The 23,262-nt window shown below is 76.9% G+C and carries 21 protein-coding genes; 18 read left to right on the top strand and 3 right to left on the bottom strand.

Annotated elements, in window-relative coordinates; all coding sequences use genetic code 11:
- Nucleotides 1–133: 133 nt before the first annotated feature.
- Nucleotides 134–1,765, bottom strand: coding sequence for an alpha-amylase family glycosyl hydrolase (locus tag ACI8AD_RS00765; RefSeq protein ID WP_456868617.1), 1,632 nt, complete (start codon nt 1,763–1,765; stop codon nt 134–136).
- 92 nt (nt 1,766–1,857) lie between these two features.
- Between ACI8AD_RS00765 and ACI8AD_RS00760 the strand changes: the two genes are divergently transcribed.
- The 5 genes from ACI8AD_RS00760 to ACI8AD_RS00740 all read left to right on the top strand — a co-directional run bounded on the left by ACI8AD_RS00760 (nt 1,858) and on the right by ACI8AD_RS00740 (nt 8,031).
- Nucleotides 1,858–3,216 (top strand): NAD(P)/FAD-dependent oxidoreductase, encoded by a 1,359-nt coding sequence (locus ACI8AD_RS00760; protein ID WP_456868616.1) that lies wholly within the window; start codon nt 1,858–1,860, stop codon nt 3,214–3,216.
- Between the two features lie 150 nt (nt 3,217–3,366).
- Nucleotides 3,367–4,209, top strand: a complete 843-nt coding sequence (locus ACI8AD_RS00755; protein ID WP_456868615.1) for an SDR family NAD(P)-dependent oxidoreductase — start codon at nt 3,367–3,369, stop codon at nt 4,207–4,209.
- Between the two features lie 23 nt (nt 4,210–4,232).
- Nucleotides 4,233–6,680 (top strand): xanthine dehydrogenase family protein molybdopterin-binding subunit, encoded by a 2,448-nt coding sequence (locus ACI8AD_RS00750; RefSeq protein WP_456868614.1) that lies wholly within the window; start codon nt 4,233–4,235, stop codon nt 6,678–6,680.
- The gene (locus ACI8AD_RS00745) at nt 6,677–7,195 is read left to right on the top strand and encodes a (2Fe-2S)-binding protein (RefSeq protein WP_456868613.1); all 519 of its coding nucleotides are present in this window, start codon (nt 6,677–6,679) and stop codon (nt 7,193–7,195) included. Before ACI8AD_RS00750 ends, ACI8AD_RS00745 begins: the two co-directional genes overlap by 4 nt.
- On the top strand, nt 7,192–8,031 hold the full coding sequence (locus ACI8AD_RS00740; protein WP_456868612.1) for an FAD binding domain-containing protein: 840 nt from the start codon (nt 7,192–7,194) through the stop codon (nt 8,029–8,031). The genes ACI8AD_RS00745 and ACI8AD_RS00740 overlap by 4 nt, the downstream gene beginning before the upstream one ends.
- Nucleotides 8,032–8,034: 3 nt before the next feature.
- Here the strand turns inward: ACI8AD_RS00740 and ACI8AD_RS00735 are convergent, their stop codons facing one another.
- Nucleotides 8,035–8,751 carry a ThuA domain-containing protein gene (locus ACI8AD_RS00735; RefSeq protein ID WP_456868611.1) on the bottom strand — a complete coding sequence of 239 codons (717 nt, stop codon included), beginning with the start codon at nt 8,749–8,751 and terminating at the stop codon, nt 8,035–8,037.
- Nucleotides 8,752–8,825: 74 nt separating this feature from the next.
- Here ACI8AD_RS00735 and ACI8AD_RS00730 point away from each other — a divergent pair, with 74 nt between their 5' ends.
- From ACI8AD_RS00730 to ACI8AD_RS00720, 3 genes are read left to right on the top strand one after another with little or no spacing between them, the layout of a single operon-like run.
- Nucleotides 8,826–10,049, top strand: coding sequence for a cytochrome P450 (locus tag ACI8AD_RS00730; RefSeq protein ID WP_456868610.1), 1,224 nt, complete (start codon nt 8,826–8,828; stop codon nt 10,047–10,049).
- 49 nt (nt 10,050–10,098) lie between these two features.
- The gene (locus ACI8AD_RS00725) at nt 10,099–10,320 is read left to right on the top strand and encodes a ferredoxin (RefSeq protein WP_456868609.1); all 222 of its coding nucleotides are present in this window, start codon (nt 10,099–10,101) and stop codon (nt 10,318–10,320) included.
- A 26-nt stretch (nt 10,321–10,346) separates the two neighbouring features.
- Entirely contained in the window at nt 10,347–10,640 is a 294-nt protein-coding gene (locus ACI8AD_RS00720; protein WP_456868608.1) for a Dabb family protein, read from the top strand.
- 16 nt (nt 10,641–10,656) lie between these two features.
- On the opposite strand, the gene ACI8AD_RS00715 is transcribed toward ACI8AD_RS00720, so the two are convergent.
- Complete coding sequence (locus tag ACI8AD_RS00715; protein WP_456868607.1) at nt 10,657–11,679, bottom strand: amidohydrolase family protein; 1,023 nt, start codon at nt 11,677–11,679, stop codon at nt 10,657–10,659.
- Between the two features lie 100 nt (nt 11,680–11,779).
- On the opposite strand from ACI8AD_RS00715, the gene ACI8AD_RS00710 reads away from it, so the two are divergent.
- The 10 genes from ACI8AD_RS00710 (at nt 11,780) to ACI8AD_RS00665 (ending at nt 23,234) form a co-directional block, all read left to right on the top strand.
- Nucleotides 11,780–12,994, top strand: a complete 1,215-nt coding sequence (locus ACI8AD_RS00710; protein WP_456868606.1) for a cytochrome P450 — start codon at nt 11,780–11,782, stop codon at nt 12,992–12,994.
- Between the two features lie 43 nt (nt 12,995–13,037).
- Complete coding sequence (locus tag ACI8AD_RS00705) at nt 13,038–13,802, top strand: SDR family NAD(P)-dependent oxidoreductase (RefSeq protein WP_456868605.1); 765 nt, start codon at nt 13,038–13,040, stop codon at nt 13,800–13,802.
- A gap of 108 nt (nt 13,803–13,910) precedes the next feature.
- Nucleotides 13,911–14,813: a TrmB family transcriptional regulator gene (locus ACI8AD_RS00700; RefSeq protein ID WP_456868604.1), complete on the top strand. Its 903-nt coding sequence runs from the start codon at nt 13,911–13,913 to the stop codon at nt 14,811–14,813.
- 36 nt (nt 14,814–14,849) lie between these two features.
- Complete coding sequence (locus tag ACI8AD_RS00695; RefSeq protein ID WP_456868603.1) at nt 14,850–15,611, top strand: SDR family NAD(P)-dependent oxidoreductase; 762 nt, start codon at nt 14,850–14,852, stop codon at nt 15,609–15,611.
- A gap of 117 nt (nt 15,612–15,728) precedes the next feature.
- The gene (locus tag ACI8AD_RS00690; RefSeq protein WP_456868602.1) at nt 15,729–17,135 is read left to right on the top strand and encodes an amidohydrolase family protein; all 1,407 of its coding nucleotides are present in this window, start codon (nt 15,729–15,731) and stop codon (nt 17,133–17,135) included.
- Between the two features lie 137 nt (nt 17,136–17,272).
- On the top strand, nt 17,273–19,243 hold the full coding sequence (locus ACI8AD_RS00685) for a potassium transporter Kup (protein ID WP_456868601.1): 1,971 nt from the start codon (nt 17,273–17,275) through the stop codon (nt 19,241–19,243).
- A 64-nt stretch (nt 19,244–19,307) separates the two neighbouring features.
- Nucleotides 19,308–20,036, top strand: coding sequence for an HpcH/HpaI aldolase family protein (locus tag ACI8AD_RS00680; protein ID WP_456868600.1), 729 nt, complete (start codon nt 19,308–19,310; stop codon nt 20,034–20,036).
- A 102-nt stretch (nt 20,037–20,138) separates the two neighbouring features.
- Nucleotides 20,139–20,885 (top strand): AfsR/SARP family transcriptional regulator, encoded by a 747-nt coding sequence (locus ACI8AD_RS00675; RefSeq protein WP_456868599.1) that lies wholly within the window; start codon nt 20,139–20,141, stop codon nt 20,883–20,885.
- Nucleotides 20,886–20,905: 20 nt separating this feature from the next.
- On the top strand, nt 20,906–21,211 hold the full coding sequence (locus tag ACI8AD_RS00670; RefSeq protein ID WP_456868598.1) for a hypothetical protein: 306 nt from the start codon (nt 20,906–20,908) through the stop codon (nt 21,209–21,211).
- A 22-nt stretch (nt 21,212–21,233) separates the two neighbouring features.
- Nucleotides 21,234–23,234, top strand: coding sequence for a cytochrome b5 domain-containing protein (locus ACI8AD_RS00665; protein ID WP_456868597.1), 2,001 nt, complete (start codon nt 21,234–21,236; stop codon nt 23,232–23,234).
- Nucleotides 23,235–23,262 lie beyond the last annotated feature (28 nt).

The raw sequence follows: 23,262 nt of genomic DNA, 5'->3' as shown, positions 1-23,262 counted from the left end.
TGCGGGGACGCCGGCCGCCGGCTTCTCGGGACCGGCCCACGCTGGCAGTCCCCGGGCGGGCGTCGCGCCCGTGCATGTCCCGGGTCGGCACCCGGTCGCGGGCCGGTGCCCGGCACCGGCGCCGGGCCGGGGGTCAGGGGACCCGCGGCCGCAGCAGCACGCCCTCGTCGGGCCGCAGCACGAGGTCGCCCGGCGTCGCGCCGTCCGGGCGCCCCGTCCGGCCGGGGTCGGTGGACAGCAGCACCTCCAGGTCCCCCTCGGGGAGGCCGTCGGCCGCCAGCGGCCTCGGTGCGGCGGCGAAGTTGACCGCGGCGACCAGCCGGTCGGCGCCCTCGCCGCGCACCCAGGCCAGGACGTCGGGGCCGGCGTCGAGCACCCGCTGCGACCCGGTCTGCAGGGTCGGCGAGCCCGCGCGCAGCGCGCCGAGCCGGCGGACCAGCGACAGGGTGGAGTCCGGGTCGGCGGCCTGGCGCTCCACGCACAGCCGCTCGGCGTCGGCCACCAGGGGCAGCCACGGCCGCCCGGTGGTGAACCCGGCGCCGGGGCCGGCCACCGACGGCGGGCGCCAGGGGATCGGCGCGCGCTCGGGGTCGCGCCCGTCGACGTCGACCACCCGGTCGGGCGGCACGTCGGCGTCGGGCAGCCCCAGCTCGTCGCCCTGGTAGAGGAACGGCGTGCCGCGCAGCGCGGTCAGCAGCAGCGCGACCGCCCTGGCCCGCGCCGGGCCGGAGCCGCCGTCGGGGCCGTCGCCGTCGTAGCGGGTGGCGATCCGCGAGTGGTCGTGGTTGCCGAGGAACCAGGCCGGCCAGGCCTCGGGCTCGGCCCGGGCCGTGAACTCCTCGACGGCGGTGCGGAAGGCGCCGGCGTCCCAGGGCAGGTGGACGAAGACGAAGTTGTGCGCCAGGTGCAGCTGGTCACCGCCGGCGAGGTAGGCCAGCACCCTGCGCAGGTCGAGCAGGTAGACCTCGCCGACGATCATCCGGTCGGGGAACTCGTCGACCACCCGCCGGATGCCGCGCAGCCGCTCGTGGGCGGTCTCCCAGTCCTGGTCGTGCCGGCGGGCGGACCCGGCGTTGCTGCGCAGCAGGGGGTCCTTCGCCAGCCGCTGCAGCGCGTCGATCCGCAGCCCGTCGACGCCGCGCCGCAGCCAGAACCGGATCGTGTCGTGCATCGCGGCCTCGACCTCGGGGTTCTCCCAGTTCAGGTCGGGCTGCTGCGGCGTGTAGGAGTGCAGGTACCACTGGCCGGTGGCCTCGTCGAACGTCCAGGCCGGCCCGACCGCGGCGAACTCCGAGCGCCAGTCGTTGGGCGGCCCGCCGCCGGGTGCGCCGTCCCGCCACACGTACCAGTCGCGCTTCGGGTCCTCGCGCGAGGACCGTGACGCCAGGAACCACGGGTGCCGGTCGGAGGAGTGGTTGGGCACCCAGTCCAGCACCACCCGGATGCCGCGCGCGTGGCAGTCGGCGACCAGGGCGTCGAGCTCGTCGAGGCCGCCGAAGAGCGGGTCGACGTCGCAGAAGTCGGCGACGTCGTAGCCGAAGTCGGCCATCGGCGAGGGGAACACCGGCGAGAGCCACACCGCCCCGACGTGCAGCGCCGACAGGTGGTCCAGGTGCGCCCGCAGGCCCGCGAGGTCGCCCACGCCGTCGCCGTCGGCGTCGGCGAACGAGCGCGGGTAGACCTGGTAGACGGCGCCGCGCCGCCACCACGGCGGCTCCGCCGTCCGCGGGCCGGCCGGGTCGGGGGCTGTCGGGGCGCCGCTCATGGTGCGAGCATCCCGCCATGACCGGCACGCCCGCTCGCCGCCGTCCGCCGCTCCGCTCGATCCGGCCGGGGGGTGGTACCGCCGGGCAGGCGGTGACGAGTCCGCCGCGCCGCCGGCCCCGGGTGGTCGTCGTCGGCGGCGGGTTCGCCGGCTTCCACGCCCTGCGCCACCTGCAGCGTCACCTGCCGCGGGAGGCCGCCGAGCTGGTGCTGGTGTCGCCCAACGACTACCTGCTCTACAGCCCGCTGCTGCCCGAGGTGGCCACCGGCGTCGTCGAGGCCCGGCACATCGCGGTGTCGCTGCGGCGCACCCTGCCGCGGGTGCGGCTGGTGCTGGGCCGCGTGTCCGACGTCGACCTGACCACGCGCATGGTCACCGTGCAGCGCGCCGACCTCGAGCACCGGCTCGACTGGGACCACCTGGTGCTGGTGCCCGGCTCCATCACCCGGCAGTTCGACATCCCCGGGGTGCCCGACCACGCCCGCGGCCTGAAGACGCTGGTCGAGGCGGTCTACCTGCGCGACCACCTCCTCGAGCAGCTCGACCTCGCCGACGCCCAGCCCGACACCGAGGCCGGCCGGGCCGCCCGCGCGGAGCTGCTCACCGTGGTGGCGGTCGGCGCCGGCTACACCGGCACCGAGTTCGTCGCCCAGGCCCAGCGCTGGCTGACCCGCATCGAGCGCCGCTGGGACCGCACCCGCGCCCGCGACGTGCGGTGGGTGCTGGTCGACGTCGCCCCGGCCGTCCTCCCGGAGCTCGGCCCGCGGCTGGGCGAGCACGCGCTGCGGGTGCTGCACGACCGCGGCGTCGACGTCCGCCTGCGCACCAGCGTGGCCGAGGCCGAGGACACCCGCGTCACGCTCACCGACGGCACGACCATCCGCACCCGCACCCTCGTCTGGGGCGCCGGGGTGGTGGCCAGCCCGCTGGTGATGGAGCTCGGGCTGCCCACCCGCCGCGGCCGGCTGGTGACCGACCCGGACCTGTCGGTGCCGGGGGTCGAGGGCCTGTGGGCGGCCGGCGACGCCGCCGCGGTGCCCGACCTCGCCGCCCGCGGGGTCGCCGACGGGCGGCTGCCCGACACCCCGCCCACCGCCCAGCACGCCCAGCGCCAGGGCGTCGCGCTGGGCCGCAACATCGCCGCCGCCCTGGGCCACGGCACCGCCCGCCCCTACCGGCACACCGACCTGGGCCTGGTGGCCGACCTCGGCGGGTTCGACGCCGTCGCCCGCCCCCTGGGCGTCCCGCTGACCGGGCCGGTGGCCAAGGTGGTCACCCGGGGCTACCACCTCTACGCGCTGCCGGCGATGTCCAACCGGGTGCGGGTGGCCCTCGACTGGGTGTTCCAGAGCGTGCTCCCGCCCGACGAGACCCAGCTGTCGGTGGTGCGCGAGGAGGACGCGCGGCTGGCCACCGCCCAGGCCACGGCCATCTACGGCTCCACGGCCTGAGATCCCTCGGCCTGAGACCCCGCGGCCCGAGACCCCGCCGGACCGGCGTGAGGACACCCACGACTAGTGCGGCGAGCCATTGCCGAGACTCCTCCCGGTGCCGTAGGAAGACCGCGCACGCTGTTGCGCACGTCACACCGGAGGGTCTCCATGGGCGTCGAGCTGCGCGGACTCGAGGGCAAGGTCGTCCTCATCACGGGAGCGGGACGGGGTCAGGGCGCCAACCACGCCCGGGCGTTCGCCGAGGCAGGCTGCGACGTCGTCGCCGTCGACATCGCCGCGCCGATACCGGGTCTGTACGAGACCGCGAGCCCCGAGGACCTCGCGCTCACGGTCAAGCAGGTCGAGCAGTACGACCGGCGGGCGCTCGGGCTGACCGCCGACGTCCGCGACGAGGACGCGGTGCGGCAGGCGGTGGAGACCGCGCTCGCCGAGTTCGACCGGATCGACGTCCTGGTGAACAACGCCGGGATGGCGGCGCTCGACACGATCCAGGACATGAGCGCCGCCACGCTCGACGCGGTCGTCGACACGAACCTCAAGGGCCCGATGCACGTGGCCAAGTTCGTCGTCCCGCAGATGATCGGCCGGCAGGAGGGGAAGATCGTCAACATCTCGTCCGCGGTGATCGGCAGCGGGCACGCGATGCTGTCGCACTACGTGGCGAGCAAGCACGGCGTGGTCGGGCTGACCCGGGCGTGGGCCACCGAGCTCGCCGAGTTCGGCATCAACGTCAACGCCGTGGCCCCGGCGACCATCCGGCCCGGTCCCGACCGGCACGGCTCCGGCATGGTCACCGGGCTCTCGGCCGGCATGGGCATGGACCCCGCCGAGGCCTTCGAGGTCTTCTCCGCCCAGGGCAACCTCCCCGGACCCAAGTGGCGGGCGGAGATGCAGGACATCACCGACGCGGTGCTCTTCCTCGCCTCCGACAACGCCCGGGTCATCACCGGTCACACGCTGCACGTCGACTGCGGGCAGGCGACCCGCTGATGGGGTCCATGGTGGGAGCCGCCGTGCTCCGCAAGGAGGACCCCGCGCTGCTCACCGGCCGGGGCCGCTTCGTCGACGACATCCGGCTGCCCGGCACGGTGCACATGGCCTACGTCCGCAGCGTCGAGCCGTACGCCCGCATCACCTCCATCGACACCGAGGCTGCCCGCGAGCTGCCGGGGGTCCTCGGCGTGTGGACCGCCGCCGACCTCGACGGGCTGCCGCACGTGCGCTCCTTCCCCGGCACGCAGCGGCCCTGCCTCGCCCGCGACGCCGTCCGGTTCGTCGGCGAGCCGGTCGCCGTCGTCGTCGCCGACGACCGCTACCGCGCCGCCGACGCCGCCGCCGCGGTCGTCGTCGACTACGACCCGCTGCCGGCCCTGGTCACCATCGAGGACGCGCTGGCCGAGGGCGCCGCGCCGATCGTCCCCGGGCTCGCGGGCAACGTCGTCCTGGACCAGCCGATGTCGGCCGACGACGCCGAGGCCGAGCTCGCCGCCGCACCGCACCGCACCAGCCTGCGCATCCGCAACCAGCGGCTGGCCGCGGTCCCCATCGAGCCCGGCGGCTGCGTGGCCAGCTGGGACGGCAGCGGGCTGACCCTGTACGCGACCGTGCAGGCGCCGCACCCGGTGCGCAACGAGCTGGCCGCCATGTTCGGCCTGCCGCAGCACGAGACGCGCGTCGTCGCGCCCGACGTCGGAGGCGGGTTCGGCGCCAAGGCGAGCTTCTACCCGGAGTTCCTCCTCACCCCCGAGCTGTCGCGGCGGCTGGGGCGGCCGGTGAAGTACGTCGAGACGCGCAGCGAGAACCTGGTCGCGATGACCCACGGCCGGGCCCAGCTGCAGGACGTCGACGTGGGTTTCGACGACGAGGGCCGGCTGCTGGCCATGCGGGTCGCCATCGTGCAGGACGTCGGCGCCTGGCCGGACGCGACCGGCGCCGGGTTGCCCACGCTCACCGTCTTCATGTCCGGCGGCTGCTACAAGATCCCCAAGATCGCGGCGTCCTTCCGCAGCGTCACCACCAACACCACGCCGATCGCCGCCTACCGCGGCGCCGGCCGGCCGGAGGCGGCGTTCCTCATCGAGCGGGTCGTCGACGTGGTGGCCCGCGAGCTCGGCCGCGACCCGCTGGAGGTGCGGCGGGTCAACTTCATCCAGCCCGGCGAGATGCCCTACGCCACCCAGTGGCCGGGGATCGTCTACGACGAGAGCGACTACCCGCGGCTGCTGGACACCCTGCTGGAGCACCTGCGCGACGGCGGCGCGGACCTCGAGGAGCTCCGGCGCGAGGCGGAGGAGCGGCGCGCCGACCCCACCCGGCCGCTGCTGGGCATCGGCTTCTCCTGCTTCGTCGAGATGGGCGGCTTCGGCCCCACCCCGCTGTTCGAGCAGTTCGGCTACATCGGCGGGTGGGAGTCCTCCACCGTGCGGATGAACCCCGACGGCTCCGTGGTGGTCGCGGTGGGGACCAGCCCGCACGGGCAGGGGCACGAGACGGCGTTCGCGCAGATCGCCTCCGACGCCCTCGGTGGCGTCCCGGTGGAGCGGATCAGCGTGCGCCACGGCGACACCGGGACCGTGCAGGAGGGCATCGGCACCATGGGCAGCCGGGCCATCCCGGTCTGCGGCCCCGCGGTGCACCGGTCCAGCGACCAGCTGCGGCGCAAGCTGCTCGCGATCGCCGCCCACCTGCTGGAGGCCGACGAGTCCGACGTCGAGCAGGACGGCGAGCGGTTCGCCGTCCGCGGGACGCCCGGCGCGGAGGTGTCCCTCGCCGACGTCGCGCTGACCGCCTACAAGCCGCACAAGCTCCCGGAGGGCATGGACGTCGGCCTGCAGTTCATGGACTACTACGAGCCGACCAACCTCAGCTACCCGAGCGGCGCGCACGCCTGCGTGGTGGAGGTCGACCGGGCCACCGGTCAGGTGTCGATCCTGCGCTACGTGGCCGTCGACGACTGCGGGACGGTGATCAACCCGCTGACCGCGCGCGGCCAGGTCGAGGGCGGGCTGGCGCAGGGCATCGCCCAGGCGCTGCTGGAGGAGGTGTGCTACGGCGACGACGGCCAGCCGGTGACCTCCTCCCTGGTCGACTACGCCGTCCCGGGGGCCCCGGACCTGCCCGACCTCTCCACCCACCACCTCGAGGTGCCGACCAGCTTCAACCCGCTGGGGGCCAAGGGGCTGGGGGAGTCCGGCGCCACCGCGGCCCCGCAGGCGGTGGTCAACGCGGTCGTCGACGCCCTGGCCCACCTGGGGGTGCGCACCATCGACATGCCCATGACGCCGTTCCGGGTGTGGACGGCGATGCGCGCCGCCGAGCAGGGCAGGGGCGACGGCGCGGCCGTCGACGAGCGGCGTCCCCCGCCGGAGGCCCTGCAGCCCGACGACGGCGCACCGCCACCCCCCGACGGCATGCCGACCCCGCCCGCGGGTGCCGGCGAGGACTGGAAGGTGACCCCGTGAGGCACGACGTCAGCCTGCGCGTCAACGGCGTGGCCACCCGGCACACGGTGGAGTCCCGGCAGCTGCTGGTGCACCACCTGCGCGAGACCCTCGGCCTGACCGGCACCCACGTCGGGTGCGACACCTCCAACTGCGGCGCCTGCACGGTGCTGCTCGACGGGGTGGCGGTCAAGTCCTGCACCGTGCTCACCGTCGCCGCCGACGGCGGTGAGGTGCTCACCGTCGAGGGACTCGCCGAGGACGGCCGGCTGTCCCCGGTGCAGGAGGGCTTCCGGCAGTGCCACGGCCTGCAGTGCGGCTACTGCACGCCGGGCATGGTGGTCTCGGCGACCGGCCTGCTGCTGGACAGCCCCGACCCGACGCGGGAGGAGATCCGCGAGGGCCTCGAGGGCAACCTGTGCCGCTGCACCGGCTACCAGATGATCGTGGAGTCGGTCCGCTGGGCCGCCGAGCACGGTGGTGCCGGCGCCCCCGCGGAGGAGCACCGCGCCCGGTCGCAGGAGGCGGTCCGGTGATCCCCGCCGAGTTCGACCACGTGCGCGCCGACTCCCTCGACCACGCCCTCGCCCTGCTCGGCGAGCACGGCGACGACGCCAAGCTGCTGGCCGGCGGGCACTCCCTCCTCCCGCTGATGCGGTTCCGGCTGGCCGCGCCGCGCGTGCTCGTCGACATCAGCCGGGTGCCCGCGCTGCGCACCCTCGAGCGGTCCGACGGGCACCTGCGGCTCGGCGCCGGCCTGCGGCTGCGCGACCTCGAGCACTCCCCGGAGGTGCGCGAGCAGGTGCCGCTGCTGGCGGCCGCGGCCGCCACCGTCGGGGACCGGCAGGTGCGTGCCCGCGCCACCGTCGGGGGCACCGTGGTGCACGGGGACCCCGCCGCCGACGTGCCGGCGGTCCTGGTCACCCTCGACGCGACCCTGGTGCTGCGCGGCCCGGCCGGCGAGCGGGAGGTGCCCGCCGCGGAGTTCTTCGTCGACTTCTGGGAGACCGCCTGCCGGCTCGACGAGGTGCTCACCGAGATCCGGGTGCCGGTGCTGCCGGGGCGGGGCTGGGACTACCGGAAGTTCCGCCAGCGCAGCCAGGACTGGGCGACGGTGGGGGTCGCCGTCCAGGAGCGCGCCGACGGGTCGCACGCGGTCGGGCTGGTCAACATGGCCCCGGTGCCGTGGCGGTCCACGCCGGTCGAGGACGCCCTGCGCGCGGGTGCCCCCGTGGCCGAGGCGGCCGGGCACGCCGCCGAGGGCACCGCACCGCCGTCGGACCTGCGGGGTGACGCCGACTACCGCGCGCACCTCGCGCGGGTCCTCACCGCGCAGGCGCTGACCGCGGCGGGAGCCGGGCGCGGCGGCTGACCGTCAGCCGGGGCGGCCACCGGCGGCCCACACCGCCGCCCGCCGCACGATCTCCCGGTGCTCCGGGACGGCGTAGGACGGCACGTGGTGGCCCAGCGCGTCGTAGACCACCCGGCCCGCGCCCACCGTGCGGGCCCACAGCAGGGGGTGCTCGCGGCCGCCGTGGGGGGAGGTCATCAGCCCCTCCACGCCGTCGGCCAGGTCGAGGAACCCGTAGACCTCGTCGACGACGTCGAAGTCGGGCACCCCGGCCACGACCGGGTGCCGGTCGCGCGCCACGGTGACCCGGACGGCGGCGCCCAGCGGCGGGTGCGAGGAGCGGTCCCAGCGCCACACGCCGCCGAGCAGCTCGCGCCACTGCGGCCAGTCGTCGAAGCAGATGCTCGCGCCGTGCACCGCCAGCAGCCCGCCCCCGGACCGGACGTGGCCGAGCAGGGCCGCCCGGGCGGCGGCGGACAGGGACAGCGACCAGCGCTCGCGCAGGTGTGCGTAGCGCTCCACCCGCATCGTCCAGCGCAGCAGGTCCAGCACCACGAGCGGGCGGGGCCCCGGCCCGGGGTCCGCGAGCCCGGTCAGCGCCGCCTCGACGTCCTCGGTGACGGTGGCGGTGAACCCGGCCTCCGCCAGCACCCGGGCGAGCTCCGCCGACGTCGCCGGGAAGTCGTGCGCCACGCCGCCGGACACGATTACGGCCGGCGCGGTCGCCGTGCGTCCGCCCATCACAGCCCTCCTTGACGTCAGAAGACCAACTACTACAGGGTGACCGCGACGCAGGTCACACCTGAGGAGTGTCGATGACCGCGACCACGGTGGACGTCGTCACCGTCCGGACGTTCGCCGACGCCAAGGACGCCTACCGGCAGCGGGACCTCCGCCAGGCCCTCTACGACGAGGGCGAGGTGGTCATGGCCGACGTGCTGGTCAACCTGCACGGCGAGGACCACCGCCGCCGGCGACGGGTGGAGAACCGCAGCTTCCGGCGGGAGACCTTCGAGCACTACGAGCACGAGCTGTTCCCCGCGGTCACCGACCGCACGCTCGCCCCCCACCTGGCCGCCGGGCGGGCCGACCTCGTGCACCTCGGCCACGAGCTGATGCTCAACCTCGCGGCCCTGACCGCCGGCGTCGACCGCCCGGAGGGCACCGCCGAGGAGACCGCCCGGCTGCACCGGTACCTGCTGCTGTTCATCGAGGGCGCCACCCTCGCCCACTCCACGAAGGACAGGGACGAGCAGCGCCGCCGGGTGGCCGCCGGGCTGCTGGACTGGGACGAGGAGTTCCTGGCGCCCTCGATCGCGCGCCGGCGGGACGCGCTGGACCGCGCGGCGGCCGGGCAGCTGCCCGACGGGGAGGTCCCGCGCGACGTCCTCACCGGGCTGCTCCGGGCCCAGGACGAGCTGGACCTCCCGCACGAGGTCCTCCGGCGCGAGATCGCCTTCGTGCTGCTCGCCGGCGCGCACACCAGCGCGACGGCCTTCGTCCGCTCCGTCGACGCCCTGCTGTCGTGGACGGCCACCCACCCCGGTGACCTCGCGAGGGTCCTCGAGGACCCGCTGTTCGTGCAGCGCTGCGTGCACGAGACCGTGCGGCTCAACCCCTCCAGCCCAGTCGGCGTCCGGTGGGCGCTGGCCGACGTCACCCTCCGCTCCGGGGTGCGGATCCCCCGCGGGGGCAAGCTGGTCATCGACCTGGCCGCGGTCAACCGCGACCCCGCGGTCTTCGGTGCCACGGCCGCGGAGTTCGACCCGTACCGCGAGCTGCCGCACGGCGTGGCCCCGTTCGGGCTGAGCTTCGGCGGCGGGATGCACGTCTGCATCGGCCAGGACCTCGCCGCCGGGGTGGTGCCGGCCGGCGACGCCGACCCGCGGACCCACCTCACCGGCCTGGTCACCGGCGCGGTGCAGCGGGTCTTCGCCGAGGGGGTGCGGCGCGACCCGCAGGCACCGCCGCAGCGCGACGCGAACACCGCCCGTCCCTACTGGGGCACCTACCCGGTGCTCCTCGGCCGCCGCGGCTGACCCGACCCCGTCCCGCCCGGCCGCGGGCACGACCGAGCCAGGAGCCGCCATGGCCTACACCGTCTCGGTGGACAAGGACGCCTGCCTGAGCTCCGGCCGGTGCGTCGCCGACGCCCCGGCGGCCTTCCGGTTCGACGACGACGAGCTCGCCGAGCCCGTCGAGCCGCAGCCCCGCGCCGACGACGACCTGCTGCTCGCCGTCGCCCGCGCCTGCCCGTCGGCGGCCATCGCTCTGCACGACGCGGCCGGCCGCCCGGTCGACCTGTCCTGACCCCACTCCCGAGGAGCCGACGTCCCGTGTTCCGTCACGTCGTGGTGTTCAGCTGGACCCCGGAGGCCACCGCCCAGCAGCGGGAGGCGGCGGTCGCGGCGATCCGGGCGTGGGGCGAGCAGGCCCGGGAGTTCGGCACCCTGACCCTGGGCGTCGACGCCGGGCTCGCGGAGGGCAACGGCGACGCCGTCGTCGTCGTGGACCTGCCCGACCGGGACGCCTACGCCGCCTACGCCGCCGACGAGCGCCACCAGCGGATGCTCCGCGAGCACGTCCGGCCCATCCTGGCGCAGCGGTGCGCCGTCCAGCACGAGCTCTGAGGCGCGGGAGGCCGGGTCAGCGCTCCCGGTCCAGCCGGAGCAGCCGGACGGCGTTGGCCGACAGCACCGGGGCCAGGTGGGCCACCTCCGCGACGGACGTCGTGCCGCCGGAGTCCCACCCGGCGAAGTTGGTCCCCAGCACCAGCCGTCCGGTCCCCACCACCCGGACGAGGAGATCGAGCGCGTCGCGGCCGTGCACGTGCGTGTCCAGCCACAGCCGGCGCAGCAGCGTCGGCACGCCCTCCCTGCGCAGCGCGTCGGGCACCCAGGCCCGCGGCACCGCCGCGGCCCGGGCGAGGCGCCCGGCCAGGAACGCGGTGGCCCCGCCCCCGTGGGACAGGCAGACGTCCAGCCGCGGGTGTCGTTCCAGCACCCCGCCGAACACCAGCGCGGCCACCGCCAGCGTCTCGTCGTAGGCGAAGCCCACCAGCAGGTCCAGGTCGAACCGGCGCAGCCGCGGGTCGTCGGCCGGTCCCGCCCGGCCCAGCGGCGAGGGGTGCACGAACAGTGGGACGTCGAGGTCCACCACGGCGGCGTACAGGTCGTCGAGCGCCGGGTCGTCGAGGGTGCGCCCCCCGGGGTCGGTGTCGATGCAGGCCGCCGACAACCCCAGACCGCGCACCGACCGCTCGAGCTCGGCGACCGCGGCGCCGACGTCCTGCACCGGCAGTTGCGCCGCGCCGAGGAGCCGGGTCGGGTGGGCGGCCACCAGCCCGGCCAGCGCGTCGTTGTGGACCCGGGCGTAGCGGCTGGCCGCGGCCGCGTCGAGGTCGCCGAGGTAGGTGAGCGGGTTGGGCGAGAGCAGTTGCACGTCGATGCCGGCGGCGTCCATGGCCCGGAGGCGCACGCCGACGTCGGTGAACGCGGTGCCCTCGTACCGGACGCCGCTGAGCACGTAGCCGCCCACCCGGTAGAACGGCGTGCCGTCCGGGGCCGTCCCCTGCTCCGGCCCGGCCGCCCCGGCGGCGCCGAGGCTCGAGGGGAGGACGACGTGGGCGTGCACGTCGACCACCGGAGGAGCGGACGAGGTGCCGGCCATGACCCTCCCCGGCGATGGACGTGTGACCGGCGACACACTAGCGTCGCTAGGCGGCTGACGCCGCCCACGGCGCCGGCTCCTCGCCCCCGGAGGAGGTCGCGTGTCCGTCGACGAGGTGACGGCGACCCCGCAGCTGACGCTCCGCGGCTACGCCGAGCTGTGGGACGCCTTCCGCCAGCGCGACCTGCGGCAGCGGCTCTACGACGCCGGCGGGGTGGTCATGCGCGACGCGCTGCTCGACCTGCACGGCGACGACCACCGGCTGCGCCGCCGGGTGGAGAACCGGCTGTTCCGGCGCGGCACCTTCCGCCTCTGGGAGGCCGAGCTGGTGCCCGGCGTGATCCAGGAGGCCTTCGACCCTGCCCTGCGGGCCGGCCGGGCCGACCTCGTCCGGCTCGGGTACCGCACCACGATGGCCCTCACCGCCCGGGTCGCCGGCGCCGACCGCAGCACCGGGTCGGTCGAGGAGACCGACGCCCTGCAGCGGTTCGCGGTCACCTTCAGCGAGGGCGCCACGCTGGTCCACAGCACCCGCGACCACGCCGAGGTGCGGGCCGAGGTCGAGGACGCGCTGCGCCGGTTCGACGCGCTGTTCTTCACGCCCTCGTACGAGCGGCGGGTGGCACTCGCGGCCGACGCCTCCGTGCCCGAGGCGGACCTGCCCCGCGACGTGCTCATGGCGCTGGTGCAGCACGCGGGTGAGCTCGGCGTCGACCGCGACACCGTGCTGCGCGAGGTCGCCTTCTACCTGCAGGCCGGCTCGCACAGCACGGCGGCGGCCTTCACCCACACCGTCGACGAGGTGCTGCGGTGGGCGGGGAGGGACCCGGGCCGTGCCCGGCGGCTGGCCGACGACCTGTTCCTGCAGCGCTGCGTGCACGAGGCGTTCCGGCTGCACCCGGCCAGCCCGGTCGCCGAGCGCCGCGCGCTGGCCGACGTCACGCTGCGCGACGGCCGCCTGGTCCCGGCCGGGACGGTCGTCGTCATGGACATCCGGACGGCCAACCGCGACCCGGCGGTGTTCGGACCCGACGCCGGCGCCTTCGACCCGCTGCGGACGGTGCCCGACGGCGTCGCCCCGTGGGGGCACACCTTCGGCGGCGGCATGCACGCCTGCATCGGCATGGAGCTCGACGGCGGCACGGTGCCCGCCGACCCGCCCGGCACCGACCACGTCCTGGGCACGGTGACGCTCATGCTCCGCGAGCTGCTGCGGCACGGTGTCCGCCCCGACCCGGAGCACCCGCCGACCCGGGACCCGCACTCCCGGCGCGAGCACTTCGGCAGCTACCCCGTGCTGTTCGGCAGCCCGTGAGGCACGGCCGGCGGCCGGCGGTCCCCGGTCCGTGGAGGAGCAGATGAGCTGGGCGGTCGTCACCGGCGCGGGGCGGGGCATCGGCGCGGTCATCGCCCGCTGCGCGGTCGAGAGGGGGTACCGGGTCGCGGTCTGGGACGTCGACGGGGCGGCGGCCGGCGCGGTCGCCGGCGAGCTCGGTCCGGCCGCCGTCGCCGCCACCGTCGACGTCACCGACGAGGCCGCCGTGGGGGCGGCCCTCGACGCGGTGCCCGAGGCCCCGGCCCTGGTGGTCAGCAACGCCGGCCGCGTCCGCTTCGGCCCGCTGCTCACCCTCGACCGGCAGGACTGGGACGCGGTGCTCGCGGTCAACCTCACCGGCACCTTCCTCGTGGGCCGGGCGGCGGCGCGGCGGATGGCCGAGGCCGGGGGCGGCGCGATCGTCAACATCTCCTCGGTCAACGGGATCGCCGCCGCGCCGCACGCGGGGGCCTACACCAGCACCAAGGCCGCCGTCGTCCTGCTCACCGAGCAGATGGCGCTGGAGTGGGCGCCGCTGGGCGTGCGGGTCAACGCCGTCGCCCCCGGACTGATCCGGGCCGGCATGTCCGACCCGATCTACGCCGACCCCGAGGTCCGCCGGCAGCGGCAGGAGAGGGTGCCGCTGGGCCGCCTGGGCACCGCCGAGGACGTCGCCGCGGCCGTGCTGTTCCTCGCCTCCGACCGCGCCGGGTACCTGACCGGGCAGACGCTCGCGGTGGACGGCGGCCTGACCAAGGCGGCGCTGCTCGGCCTCGCGCGGCCGCGGAGCGTGGACCCGGGTGGCTGAGAGCCCGGGCCGGGCCACCCGTCCGGACGACGACGCGGGCGGGAGCGGCTGGCATGCTCACGACGCCGACGCGGGTCCCGCGGGGACGCCACCGGGAGGGATCGGGCCGTGACGCACGACGACGTCATCGAGCGGCTGCAGCACCTGGGCATGTCCGGCTACGAGGCCAAGGCCTACCTGGCGCTCCTCGGCGCCGGCGGCCCGGTCAACGGCTACGAGGTCGCCAAGCGGTCCGGGGTGCCGCGCAGCACGGTCTACGAGACCCTCGCGAAGCTCGTGTCGCGCGGCGCGGCCTTCGAGGTCCGCGGAGCCGGCGACTCGGTCGACTACCTGCCGCTGCCGGCGAAGGCGCTGCTGGCGCGGCTGAGCCGGGACTACTCGGAGTCGCTGGCCGCGCTCGACGCGGTGCTGCCGTCGATCACCGCGCCGCCCGCCGTGCACGTCGTGCACGACCTGTCCGGGGCCGCGGCGCTGCTCGACCGCGCTCGCGACGTCGTCGCCGGCGCCCGCCGGGAGCTGTTCCTGTCCATCTGGCCGGAGGAGATGGCGGCCCTGCGGGAGAGCGTGACGTCGGCGGAGGCCCGGTCGGTGGCGGTCACGGCCATCGCGTTCGGCGACGTCGGCGACCCGGTCGGCCGGACCTACCGCCACGAGCTGTCCACGCCCGAGGTGGTGCTGGAGAACCTCGGCTGCCGGATGCTCACCGTCGTCGGGGACCGGCAGGAGGCGGTGATCGGCGGGTTCACCGAGACCGGCGCCTGGGGCGTCTACACCGACAACCCGGCCGTCGTGCTGCTGTCGGTGGAGTACGTGCGCCACGACATCGCCATCCAGCTGATGGGCCACCACTTCGACGCCGAGCAGATCCGCACCTTCTGGCGGGAGGACCCGGACATGGGGCGGCTGCGCGCCGACCGGGGCCTGCCGGCGGTGACGCTGCGGGCCGGCGCGCAGGCCGGCCCGCAGGCGGCTCCGGCCCGTCGGGCGCGCCGGGGCAGGTCGGCGGGCTGAGCCGCCCCGGCGCGGGGCGCGAGGAGGGGAGGCGACGTGCGGGACCTCGCGGGCTCGTCGGTGCTGGTCACCGGCGGGGGCTCGGGCATCGGCGCGGGCGTGGCCCGGCACCTGGTGGGCCTCGGCGCCCGGGTGACGGTCTCGGGTCGGCGGGCCGAGCGGGTCGAGGCGGTGGCCCGCGAGCTGGGGGAGGCCTGCCTGCCCGTCGCCGCCGACGTCACCGTCTCGGCCGACCGGGAGCGGCTCGTCGCCGCCGCGACGGCGCACGGCGGCGGGCTCGACACCCTCGTCAACGCCGCCGGCAACATGTACCGCGGCGCCCTCGAGGAGCTCGACGAGCGGGCGATGCTCGACCTCTTCCACGCCAACGTGGTGGGACCGGTGCAGCTGTCGGGGCTGGCCCTGCCGGCCCTCCGTGCCAGCCGCGGGTCGATCGTCCTCTTCGGGTCGGTGCACACCCAGCGGGCCTTCCCCGGGGCCTCGCCCTACGCGGCGACCAAGGGCGCGCTCGAGGCGCTCACCGGTGTCCTCGCCGCCGAGCTGGGGCCCCAGCACGTCCGCGTCAACTGCGTGCGTCCCGGCGCGGTGCCCACCGAGATCAACGTGCGGGCCGGGCTCGGCACGCCCGAGCAGGCCCGGGCGCGGCTGGACGCGCTGGCCGGGGCCCACGCGCTGGGCCGCATCGGCACCGTCGGGGAGGTGGCCGAGGCGGTCGCCTACCTGGCCGCCGCGGAGTGGGTCACCGGCACGGTGCTGACCGTGGACGGGGGGCTGGCCCTCGGCGTCACCAACGCCTGACCGGCGCCGGCCGGTAGTCGTGAGCTCCCTTGACACCACCAGGGGCCCCTCCGACGATGAGGGGACCGCGGGGCCCCTGTCCGGGAGCGCGACCCGCCGCGCAGGGAGGTGGCGCCGGTGTCCGAGCCGATCCTCGTGTCCGGGGGCACGGTCATCGACGGCACGGGCGCCGATGCCCGGCCCGGGGAGGCCGTGCTGGTGCGGGACGGCCGGATCGCCGCCCTCGGGGCGCGCGCCGAGGACCAGGCCGCGGCCCTGCCCGGCCTCGTCCGGATCGACGCCACGGGGCGCACGGTCATGCCGGGCCTCGTCGACGCCCACACCCACCTGTCCTTCGGGGAGCCGACCGGCAACGACGAGCTGTTCTTCCACCGCACCGAGGCCTACAGCTCGATGCTGTCGGCGTACAACGCCCAGAAGGTGCTGCGCGCCGGCGTCACCAGCGTGCTCGACGCCGACTGCCTGTGGAACATCGGCGTCGAGCTGCGGGACGCCATCGAGGCGGGGTTCGTCGAGGGACCGCGGATGCGCGCCGGCGGCAACGCCCTGATGACGATGCTCGGCGGCACGGCCGGCCGGCTCATCCGGGACGAGGGCACCACCGGCTACGCCACCGTCGTCCACGACGTCGACGGGATCCAGCGGGAGGTGCGGCGGCAGATCAAGCACGGCGTCGACTGGATCAAGGTCATGGTGACCGGCCTGATCCCGTCGGTGAAGGGCCCGGAGGTCAAGGTCTGGAACCGGCGCGAGATCCAGGCGGTGGTCGACGCCGCGCACGAGCTGGGCACGCCCGTCGTCGGGCACTGCCGCAACTCCGTCAGCACCAAGGAGTCGGCCGAGGCCGGCATGGACCTCATCTACCACTCGTCCTACATGGACGACGAGGCGCTCGAGGCGGTGGTCGAGTCCGGGGCGACGCTGTGCCCGACGTTCACCCTGCTGGGCAACCTCGTCGACTACGGGGAGCGGGTCGGCACCGCCCCCGAGCTGCTCGACGTCTTCAAGGCCGAGCTCGACGTCACCGGGGTCATGGTCGACAAGGCCCACCGTGCGGGGGTGCGGGTGATCACCGGGTCGGAGACCGGTTTCGCGATCACCCCCTGCGGCGAGTGGCACGCCCGGGAGCTGGCGATGCTCGTGCAGTACGCGGGGTTCACGCCCCTGGAGGCCATCACGGCGGCGACCTCGCAGGCGGCCTGGGCCGTGCGGATGGAGGGCAGCCTCGGGGCCCTGCGCGAGGGGTACGTGGCCGACCTGATCGTGGTCGACGGCGACCCGCTGGCCGACATCGGCGTGCTCACCCGCGAGGGGGCGATCGTCGAGGTGGTCAAGGACGGGCGGCGGATCGACCTGTCCCGGCCCCTCCCGGAGCGCCGTCCCCGGGCGGGGGAGAAGGTCAGCTTCCTGGCCGCCTGCCCGCTCACCCGGGCCTTCGCCCTGGAGGACACCCGGCTGCAGGCCGCGAAGGCCGAGGGCGACGTCCTCTCCGACGAGCAGATGGCCGAGCTGGCCAAGGCCTGACCGGACCCGGTGTCGCCGGCGGGCCCGGCCGGGTGCCGCCGCGCCGCGGGGTGTCCGCGACCGATCGCGAGGGACACCATGGGCCCTGCGCCGGGCCGCCGGGGAGGGCGGCGCGGACGCGGAGAGGAGCGGCCGCCGTGGCGCGAACCGGGACCGGCCAGGGCCTCCGGCGCGACCGCCGTCCGGCGCGGCCGCCGCGTCCCGGGCCGGCCCCCGGTGAGTCCGCGCTGGTCCTCGGGGCGCTCGGGGTGGTCTACGGCGACATCGGCACCAGCCCGCTCTACGCGATGGAGACGGTCCTCGCCGTCGACGGCGGCGCGGTGGGTGCCGCCACCCGCGACGTCCTCGGGGTCGCCTCGCTGGTCTTCTGGTCGCTGACCCTCACCGTGACCGTCAAGTACGTCCTCGTCGTCCTGCGGGCCGACAACGACGGCGAGGGCGGGGTGCTGTCGCTGGCCACCCTCGTCGCCCGCTCCCTCGGTCCCGCCGCCGGCCGCCGCGCCGCCGTCGCCATGGCGCTCGGCGTGCTCGGCGCGTCGCTGTTCTACGGCGACAGCGTGATCACGCCGGCCATCTCGGTGCTGTCGGCCGTGGAGGGCCTGGAGGTCGTGGACCCCGGCCTGTCCCGCGTCGTGCTGCCGCTGGCGGTCGCGGTGCTGACGACGCTGTTCCTCGTCCAGCGGTGGGGGACCAGCCGCGTCGGGCGCGCCTTCGGACCGGTGATGCTGGTGTGGTTCGGCGTCCTCGGCGCGGCCGGGCTGGCGCACGTCCTGGCGCGGCCGGGGGTGCTGCGGGGGCTCTCACCCGGCTACGCGCTGGGGTTCGCCGTCGACCGGCCCGGGGTCGCCCTCGCGGTGATGGGCGCGGTGGTGCTGACCGTCACCGGCGCCGAGGCCCTCTACGCCGACATGGGGCACTTCGGGCGCCGGCCGATCCGCCGCGCCTGGTTCTCACTCGTCTTCCCCGCCCTGGTCCTCAACTACCTGGGGCAGGCGGCGCTGGTCGAGGGGGACCCGGCGGCGCGCGACGACCCGTTCTTCCTGCTCTTCCCCTCCTGGGCGCAGCTGCCGGTGGTCGTGCTCGCCACCGCCGCCACGGTCATCGCCTCGCAGGCCGTCCTCGCCGGCGCCTTCTCGGTGTCCCGGCAGGCGATGGCGCTGGGCTACCTGCCGCGGCGGCGGGTGCGGCACACCTCCGCGCAGGAGGCCGGCCAGGTGTACGTCCCGGCGGTCAACGCGGTGCTGTTCGTGCTGGTCCTCGCCGTGACGGTGGGGTTCGGCTCCTCCGCCCGGCTGGCCGCCGCGTACGGGGTGGCGGTGACGGCCACGTTCCTCGTCACGACGGCGCTGCTGCTCGTGCTCGCCCGGGTGCGGTGGCGGTGGTCCCGGCCCCGGCTGGTGCTCCTCGGCGGCGTGCTCGGCGCGGTCGAGCTCACCTACGCCGTCGCGACCCTGCCCAAGGTGCCGCACGGCGGCTGGCTGACCCTGCTGATCGCCGGCACCGTCCTCACGGTCATGACCACCTGGCGCCGCGGCCGCGAGCTGCTGGAGGCCCGGCGCGCGCAGCGGGAGGGCCCCCTGGACGCCGTCCTCGCCGAGGTGCGCGCGGCCGCCGTCCCCCGCGTGCCCGGGGTCGCCGTCCACCCCCACCCCACGGACGCGACCGCGCCGCTGTCGCTGCGCGCGACCGTCGCCCGCTTCTCGGTGCTGCACGAGCGGGTCGTGGTGCTCACCGTCCGGACGGCGAGCGTGCCGCACGTGCCGGAGGAGCGGCGGGTCAGCACCCGTCCGCTCGGTCCCCCCGAGGCGGGGTTCCTCCACGTCGTCGTGGAGTCCGGCTTCCTGGACCGGACCGACCCCGAGGCCGCGCTGCGCCGCGCCCTGGACGGGGTCGCAGGCGCCGACGCGGACGCCGCGACCTGGTTCGTGACCCGGCCGACGCTGCGCCCGGCACCGCGCCCGGCACCGCGCCCGAGACCGCGACCGGGCATGAGTGCCTGGCGCGCCCGGCTGTTCGTGCTGCTCGCCCACGGCGGGACCGGCTGGCCGGAGCACCTCGCGCTGCCCCCGGAGCGCACCGTCGTCATGGGCGCGGAGATCGACCTCTGACCCGTCGGGGGAGGATCTGCCGGCGGCCGGGGCCCCGGCCGGGCGACGGCGAGGGGAGCGGGACGTGACCGACGAGGGGGACCTGCGGCGGCGGTGGGCGCAGGGGCGGGCCTGCCACGGGGTGTGGAGCCTGCTGCCGGGTGCGGTGACCGCGGAGGTGCTCGCGCGCACCGGCGCGGACTACGTCGTCGTCGACCTGCAGCACGGCGCGGCGGCCGAGGCCGAGCTGCCCGGGGTCGCGGCGGCGGTGACCGCGGCCGGCGCGGTGCCGCTGGTGCGCACCCGCAGCCCGTCCTTCGCCGACGTCGGCCGCCCGCTCGACCTCGGCGCCCGCGGCGTCATCGTCCCCAACGTGCGCGATGCCGGGCACGCCCGGGAGGTCGTGGCCGCCTGCCGGTACGCCCCGGCCGGCGGGCGGTCGATCGGGCGGCTGTCGGGCGGGTGCGAGCAGCCCCTGGTGGTCGTGATGGTCGAGACCGCGAGCGCGCTCGACGACCTCGACGCCGTCCTCGCCGTCGAGGGGCTCGACGGGGTCTACGTCGGCCCCGGGGACCTGTCGCTGTCGCTGGGGCTGGCGGGGGCCGGCCGGCGGGAGGAGCTGCGGGGCGTGCTGTCCTCCGTCGTGGCCCGCGCGGTGGCCGCCGGCGTGCCCGTCGGCGTGCACGCCTCGAGCGGTCCGGAGGCGGCGGGGTGGGCCGCGGAGGGCGCCACGATCGTCACGGTCGCCGTCGACGCCGGCTCGCTGGGGGAGGCGGTGACCGGCTCCCTCGACGTCGTCCGCGCCCGCACCTGACAGCGCGCCCGACACCGCGCCCGACCGCGGTGCCCCGCCGGTGTATCAGCGGCGGGACCGGGCCCCTCTGCCGGTCGTCGTCACCGACCGAGGGGACCGCCCGTGGACCACGACCTGCGCCTCGCACCCCGCAGCGGACCGCGCGTCACGCTGCTCGACGGCTTCTCCGTCGCGGCCGGTGACCCGCCGGCGGCCGGGGAGCTGCCCCCGGCCGTGCAGCGGCTGGTGGCCCTGCTGTGCCTGGCCGGCCGGCCGGCCCGCGCCGCCGTGTCCGGCCGGCTGTGGCCCGACGTCGACGAGGACCGGGCCCGGGCCAGCCTGCGGTCGGCGCTGTGGCGGCTGCGCCGCTGCGCCCCCGGGCTGGTCGACCACTCCGACGGCGCGCTGCGCGTCGCCGACGGCGTGCGCGTCGACGTGCGCGAGCTGCAGGAGTGGGCCGGGCAGGTCCGCGACCCGCGGGTGCCCGCCGGGCGGCTGACCCTGCCGCGCCCGGCCCTGCTGGGCGACCTGCTGCCGGGCTGGTACGACGACTGGGTCCTGCCGGAGCGCGACCGGCTCACCCAGCTGCGGCTGCACGCGCTGGAGACCCTGGCGGGGCGGCTGCGCACCGTCGGTCGCTACGCCGACGCGCTCCAGGCGGCCCACCTCGCCGTGCGGGCCGAGCCCCTGCGGGAGAGCGCCCACCGCACCGTGGTGCAGGTGCACCTGGCCGAGGGCAACCTGGCCGAGGCGCTGCGCGCCCACGACGCGTTCCGCGACCTGCTGCGCGAGGAGCTCGGCGTCCCGCCGACCGGGCAGATGACCCGGCTGGTGCAGGGCCTGGGCCGGCCGCGCCGGGCCGCCTCGTGACCGCCCCGGGGATCCCCGCCGTGACCGACCACCGCCCGTCCTCGCCGTACCTGCGCGCCCTCGAGCACGCCCGCGCCCTCGGCCGCGCCGACGGGCTCCTCGAGGCCGCCGTCGGACCGGCGGGGGAGACGGTGCCGGCGGGGACGTGCTGCCACGGGCGCGGCCCCGACGGGCTGGCCCGCCTGGTCTGGGACGGCGGGGGCAGCGCACCGGCCGGGGTCCGGCTCAACGCCCCCGCCTGGTACGCGGACGGCTTCCGCGGCGCTCTGGTCGAGGCCGGCCGGGACCGCCCCCGCGTGCCCCGGCCGCGGCCGCCCGGCGACTGACCGCCGTCCGCGAGGAGCTGCCGTGCCCCCGGTCCGCACCGCCCCCGCCGCGCGGGTGCTCGCCGCCGCGGCGGAGGTCGACGCCCGCCCGGGCCACGAGGACCTCGGCCCGCTGTCGGCCGCGCGCGGGTTCCTGCCCACCCGCCCGCCGTCGGAGCGGCTGCCGGGGACCCACGCGGCCTGGGACCGGACGGCGGCGGAGCTGCCGGCGCTGCTGCGCGACGTCGCCGTCCGGGAGGCCGTCGAGGAGCTGCCGCTGCTGCCGGCCGGCCCCGACGCGCTGCCGGACACCGCGCTGCAGCGGGCGGCCACCGTGCTGGGCCTGCTCGCCCACGCCCACGTGCACGGCCGCGCGCCCCGGCCGGCGGGCCTGCCGCCGGCCCTCGCCGTCCCCTGGGCCGAGGTGCTGCGCCGGCTGGGCCGCTCGCCGGAGCCGGTGCTGGGCTATCCCGACCTCATCGTGCACAACCGGCGCTCCGCCGCCGGGCGCGACGGCCTCCCGCTGCTGTCCGACGACCTGCGCCTGCTCGTGCCCGCGGCCGGCAACGAGGAGGAGCGCGTCTTCTACCTCACCCAGGTCGAGGTGCTGGCGCGCTGCGCGCCGGTGGTGCCGGCCGCGGCCGACGCCCAGCAGGCGGTCCTCGACGACGACGCCGAGGCCCTCTGCGCTGCCCTCGACGCGGTGACCGCGGCGCTGCGGGCCGCGACCCGGTCCCTGCGGCTGATCGACCCCCGCCCCGGCGTCCGCACCCACGTCGACCCCGTCGTCTGGGCCAAGACCGTGGCCCCGCTCGCGGTGCCGCTGCGGCCCGGCGACCTCGGGCCCAGCGGCACGGCCTCGCCGGTCTTCGGCCTGCTCGACGCGCTCCTCGGCCGGCGCGGGCACTCCAGCCAGCTCGGGCAGGAGATCCTCCGGCACCGCCGCAGCGCCCCGCCGCGCTGGCGGCGGTTCGCCGACGCGGTCGAGGAGGTCCCGGTCGCCGCGTACGCGACCACCCGGCGGCGGCCGCAGCTGGCGGCGTCGTTCGACGCGGCGATCGAGGCCTACGCCGGCGCCGACGGGTTCCTCGGCCGGCACCGGCGCCTGGTGTCGGGCTACCTGGCCGTCGCCTTCATGGTCGGCCGCGGGGTGACCATCGGCGGCTTCACCGGGTCCCCGCGCGAGCTCACCTGGCACACCGTCGACGCGGCCCTCACCGCGTCCCGCACCGAGCGCGACCCCGCGCCCGCGGCCCGGCCCCGGCCCCGGCCCGCCGCCCCCGGCCGGCCGGTGCGCCGGGGGCACGGCCTGGCCGACCTCGCCGAGCACAACGACGACGAGCACGGTTGGTGGCTGGCGGTCGGCGGCCGCGTGCACGACGTCACCGCCTTCCTGCAGCGGCACCCGGGCGGGGCGGCGGTGCTGCGCGCCCACGCGGGACTGGACGCCACGACCGCCTTCGGCCGGGTGCACGGCGGCCGGCCGGGACCGGGGCACCTGCTCGCCGGCACCGACGTGGGGCCGCTGCTGCGACCCCGTCTGACCCTGGCCCGCCCGCTGCACGACGCCTGGGCCGATGCCCTGACCGGCCTGGTCCACCTGCAGAACGCGTTCGGTCTCGACCGCTCCTTCGGGCGGGACACCGACCTGTGCCGGCCCGGCGGCGCCCGCCCGTCGGCGCTGCAGGCCGACCGGGCCGCGGACACCGCGGCCCGCTTCGGCGACGAGTACCTGCCCCGGTTCGCCGCCGAGGTCCTCGCACCCCTCGCCGCCCGCGTGCTGCGCGAGCAGGGAGCGGTGCCCCGCGGGATCAGGACCGTCCCCGGGCCGCCGCCGGCCGGCACCCTCCGGCACCGGCTCGACCTGGTCGAGCGGCGGCTGGCCGCCACCAAGGCGCTGCTGGTCGCCGGCGAGCGGGACTTCGACACCTGGGGCGACGCCGTCCTGGCCCGGGGCGGGCTGTGGTGCCTGGCCGCGCGGGCGGTCCCGGTCTGCGCCGGGGCGGCCACCGTCACCGTGCACCGGGCGCGGCCCGCGCGCTGAGGGCAGGCCTCCCGGGGGAGGCCGGCCC

The organism is Geodermatophilus sp. SYSU D00766, from assembly GCF_054049915.1.
Note: the sequence above shows the minus strand (reverse complement) of the source record. Positions and strands in the feature narration are given on the sequence as shown.